Genomic DNA, 4,792 nt, shown 5'->3' on the forward strand with positions numbered 1-4,792 from the left:
GACGGGGCTGGCGCGGGTGGGGGAGCAGCCCCCGCGTCAGTAGCCGACCGAGTTGAAGAGGAACGGATAGGTGATGATGACGAGGCCGCCCTTGGGGGTGGGGAACTGCCAGCCCTTCAGGCTGCTGAGGATGCACGCTTCGACGGAGGCGTTGCGCAGGGTGGACGACTTGGTCTTCGCGGAGGCCACGCGGCCGTTGAGCCCGATGCTCCACTCCAGCACGACCTTGCCGGCGAGGCCCGGGTCCTTGAGCAGCGCGCGTTCGTAGCAGCCGTGGACTTCGTTGAGGTGGCTGTTGATGACCTTGGCCACGGCCTCGCGGTCCACGGTGCCCTGGGTGGAGGAGATGCTGCGCGCGGTGGCGCGCGTGACGGTGCCGCCGACGGCGCCCTTGCCCACGCCGCCCGCGCCCAGCGCGCCGATGCCGCCGCCGCCCTTGCCGCGCAGCAGCTCCGCGCCGAGCGTGGCGCCGCCGCCCTTGCCGCCGCCGCCCAGGCCGATGGTGCCCAGGCCCGCGTTGGCGATGGGCGCCTTGCCGATGAGCCCGGAGAGTTTGTAGTTGGTCTGCTTGACGTTCTTGCTGCCCGGGCCGCTGCCCAGCTTGTCCACGGCGGCCAGCAGGTCGTTGGCGGCGGGGCCGGCGGCGGACAGCTTCGCGAGCGCCTTCAGGGCCTTGCTCTCCGGCGCGGCGGCGACGACGGCCTTGGGTTCCGGGGCCTGCTGCTTCACGGGCTTGGGCGGGGCCTTCTCCGCGACGACGGGCTTCTCCTTGACGGGCTCCTTCTTCTTGAGCGCCTCCAGCTTCTTCTTGGCCTCTTCCTTCTTCTTGGGCTCGGGCGCGATGAGGCGCAGCGCCACGGGGGGCAGGTTCTTCTGGGTGAAGTCCGCGGTCGCGGGGCCCTGCGGCCGCATGGCGATGAAGTAGCCCAGGCCGCCGCCAAAGATGGCGAGGAAGAAGAGGGTCAGCCAGGGCAGGCCCTTGAGCGGGTTGACGAAGACGCGCTCGGGGACGGGCGCCGCGTAGGCGACGAGCGACATCTTGCCCTGCGTGAGGCGGGCCGCGGCGCCGTCGCGCAGCGTGACGAAGCGGCGGCTGCCGTCGGACTCGAGCGCCGCGGAGGTGACGGGGGCGAAGCGGCCGTCCGCGCCGCCCTTCTCCACGTCGGTGCCCGGGGGCACGAAGAGGCGGTAGTTGCCGTTGACGGATTCGGCGAGCGAGAAGGCGTCACCCTCGGGGAGGGTGAAGCCCCAGAGCGGCATGGGGGCCTGCTCATCGAGGGCGGCCTTGACGGGCTTCTTCGCGTCCGGGGCGAAGCGGCGCGCGTCGCGGCGGATGGCGCCCCAGTACAGCTCCAGGTAGAGCTGGGAGGCGCCCTTCCTGCCCGGGCCAATCTTCGGCGCGTGCGTGGGGCGCGTGGCCGCGGCCTTGTCGTGCAGGAGCGGGCCGGAGGCGGAGGGGGCTACGGCATCCAGATCCACGTCCGCCAGCAGATCGTCCGCGACGAGGAGGCTGGGCATGGCCTCGGACGGGGGCCGACGGCGGGCGGAAGGGACGGTGCCCGCGGGAACACCCGGGGGAGGCGTGCGCTTCGCGGGCAGCGCGACCGCGGGCTGCGAGGCCTGGGCATGCGCCTGGGCGCCCTGCGCGAACGCGGCCTGCGGGTGGGCCGCGTGCCCGTGTCCCGCCTGAGCGTGGGCTGCCTGCTGCTGTGCGTGCGTGGCCTGCGGGTGCGCGCCGTGCTGCGCCTGCGCGCCGTGCTGCGCGTGAGATGCGTGCTGTGCCTGAGCTGCATGCGCTGCCTGCGCCTGCGCGGCAAGCTGTGCCTGCTGCTGTGCGTAGGCGGCCTGCTGTGCCTGGGCTGCCTGTTGCTGCGCGTATGCGGCCTGCTGCGCCTGCTGCTGCGCGTAGGCAGCCTGCTGTGCCTGTTGCTGCGCGTGTGCAGCCTGCTGCGCCTGTTGCTGCGCGTAAGCGGCCTGCTGTGCCTGCTGCTGCGCGTACGCAGCCTGCTGTGCCTGGGCCGCTTGTTGCTGCGCGTAAGCGGCCTGCTGCGCCTGCTGCTGTGCGTACGCGGCCTGCTGTGCCTGGGCTGCCTGTTGCTGCGCGTATGCGGCCTGCTGCGCCTGCTGCTGCGCGTAGGCAGCCTGCTGTGCCTGCGCGGCCTGCTGTGCCTGCGCGCCCTGCGGCGGCGCGAAGCCCTGCGGTGCTCCGTTCGCGCCGTGCGGTGGCGCGAAGGCCTGGTGCGCTCCGTTCGCGCCGTGCGGCGGCGGGGCGGGCGGTGCTCCGGCGTTGCCGAAGAGGGCGGCGACCTCGGGGGGCGGCTGCGGCTTGGACTCGACGGGGCGCTGGTTCAGGATCCGCGTCTTCAGGACGAACGGGCCGCACAGCACCTCGTCCACGGAGCGGATCTCACAGGCCGTGACCTGGTGCCCGTTGACGAAGACGCCGCTGGTGCCGCCGCCCGCGTCCTGGATCGCGGTGCGACCGTTCTGGAAGTACAGCAACGCATGGCGCGGGGACACGGAGGTGTCGTCCAGCCGCAAGTCCGACGACGCATCGGAGCCGAGCGCGTAGGTACCGGGGACGAACACCTCCGTCCCCACCAGGAGGCCGTCGCGGAGGATGACGACTTGCAGGACGCTGGGCTGGCCGCTCAACGGTGACGCTCCCTTCGAAGGGTGATGGGCGGTACGGCCCTACTGATCGTAGACGGTGGCGAGCGTCTCGGAGCGGAAGCTGTCGCGCTCACGGAGCATCGACCGCACCTTCAATTCCTTGCGGTCATACAGGTACACCGCGCCGGACTTGTTCGTCTGGCCCTGGATGAGCCGATCGTCGAAGTCGATGCGCGACGGCCCTCGCTGCGGAGGCGCGGACGACGCCGTGGCTCCCGCCTCGCCCGTCACCGGATCCGTGACGGCCGTGGCGCCCGGACTCGCTTTCGTATCGATGCGCGGCGGCGCCTTGCTCGCGCCCTTCTTGGCTTTGGCGGCCTTCGCCTTGGAGGCGCGTCCACGCCCCTGGGCCCAGGCATCGTTCGCGGTGGAAAGGGGACCGAAGCCAAGCACGCTGGCGACGGCACAGAAGAAAAGGAAACGTCGCATCATCAACAGGTTAAGCGATGCGAGCCCCAAGCTGTCAACGCACACTCCAGCGCCATGCATCGACGGGTGTTGGGCAGGTGTGGGGGGCAGTCCACCTCACGTGGGGCGGGATCTCCACGCCTGAGACATTTCTTTCCGGCACGCTGGAAAGGTCGCGTGGGATTCCTTCCATCGGTTTGCTCCCCCAGCATGCGAGCAGACGTGGTGCGAAGTCTTCGCGGGGCGGTGGGCGGATGGAGGATGCTCGCGGGACGGAGGGTCGCGCTCGTGATGGGAGGCATTCGTTGGTGGGGACTCATCGCGGGCGTGCTCGGGGGCCTGGGCCTCGCGGTCGTGGGGATCCGCCAGCGCGGAGCGCCTCCCCCGCCCGTCGCGGCGCCCGTCCCGGCTGAGCCCCGGCCTGTCCTGCGGGCCGTGGGCCCGAAGCTGACCAGCAACCAGACCTCGCAGCCGCTCTCGCTCCATGGCGAGGCGTTGGTGCCGGGGTTGAAGCTGGTGCTCGGAGCGCCCTTCTCACGCGAGCTGCCGCTCACGGTGGTGGACGCGGGCCACGCGTACGCGAGGCTGCCGACGGATCTCACCCTGCCGGTGGGCACGTTCCAGGCGGACGTCCAATTGTCGCTGGCCGCGAGCACCGGACCCCGGCCCGCGGGCACCGCGCGGCTCACGGTGGTCAACGACGCGGCCTTCCCGGACCTGACGGCGCTGGCGCTCGCGCCGGACGGGCGCACGCTCTTCGTCGCCTCTCCGCCCACAGACACGGTGTTCGCGCTCGACGTGGCGTCAGGCCAGGTGGAGTCGCTGGCGGTGGGGGACGGGCCGTCGGCGCTCGCGACGTGGAAGGACAAGGGGGGCCGGCCGTGGCTGGGCGTGGCGCACCAGTCCGACGCCGGGCTCTGGCTGTACGCGCTGGATGCGCCCGAGCGGAAGCCCCGCGTCGTGCCCACGCCCGCCGGTGTGTGGGGGCTGGAGGTGGAGGGCGCGCGCGGCGTGGCCTACGTGGCCGAGCACGTGCGCGACACGGTGCACGCCCTGGCGCTGGAGGACGGTCGCGAGCGCTGGAGCGCCCCGGTGGATCCGAACCCGCGAGCACTGGCGCGCTGGAAGGGCTTCCTGGCGGTGGGCAGCCTCCAGACCGGGCAGGTGGTGTTGCTGCGCCAGGACGACGGCCGGGAACTGGCGCCGCTGGTGCCGAAGCCGGGCGTGCCCATCGTCGGAGGGACCACGGAGGCGTACTCCGCGCAGGTGATGGGCGGCAAGGCGCCGCGCGCGCTGGTGGCGAGCGAGCGGCTGGGGCGCGTCTTCATGGCGAGCCTGGGGCCGAACGTGGGCCCCAACGCCCAGCGCATGGAGGTGAGCGCGAACAGCGGCGTCGCGGTGCTGGACCTGGACCGACAGCAGGTGGTGCGGCACCGGGGCTTCGGCGCGGGCGTGACGGAGGGACTGGCGCTGGATGACCGCGCCGGGCTGCTCTACGCGGCGGACATCGGGCTGGGACAGGTGCGGGTGCTGGACGCGAAGGCTCTGGTGGAGGGGGACGCGCAGGCGAAGGCGGCGGTGCTCCAGACGTTGCCCATCCCCGTGTCCGAGGACACGCCAAGGATCCTGTCTATTATACACATCTGACGCTGCCGACGAACTCTAGGGTGTATGTCTCGGTGGTCGGCGTATCATTAAAAAAAAAAAGTAC

At 71.8% G+C, this 4,792-nt stretch carries 3 protein-coding genes; 1 reads left to right on the forward strand and 2 read right to left on the reverse strand.

Annotated elements, in window-relative coordinates; all coding sequences use genetic code 11:
* Positions 1-36: 36 nt before the first annotated feature.
* Positions 37-2,655, reverse strand: a complete 2,619-nt coding sequence (locus tag D7Y13_RS38670; RefSeq protein ID WP_120584350.1) for an AgmX/PglI C-terminal domain-containing protein — start codon at positions 2,653-2,655, stop codon at positions 37-39.
* 39 nt (positions 2,656-2,694) lie between these two features.
* Complete coding sequence (locus tag D7Y13_RS38675; RefSeq protein ID WP_120534367.1) at positions 2,695-3,102, reverse strand: hypothetical protein; 408 nt, start codon at positions 3,100-3,102, stop codon at positions 2,695-2,697.
* A 270-nt stretch (positions 3,103-3,372) separates the two neighbouring features.
* On the opposite strand from D7Y13_RS38675, the gene D7Y13_RS49975 reads away from it, so the two are divergent.
* Positions 3,373-4,728, forward strand: coding sequence for a hypothetical protein (locus D7Y13_RS49975; protein ID WP_158626192.1), 1,356 nt, complete (start codon positions 3,373-3,375; stop codon positions 4,726-4,728).
* The last annotated feature ends 64 nt before the right edge of the window (positions 4,729-4,792 follow it).

Origin of the sequence: Corallococcus praedator (assembly GCF_003612125.1) — a bacterium.
GTDB classification, from domain to species: domain Bacteria; phylum Myxococcota; class Myxococcia; order Myxococcales; family Myxococcaceae; genus Corallococcus; species Corallococcus praedator.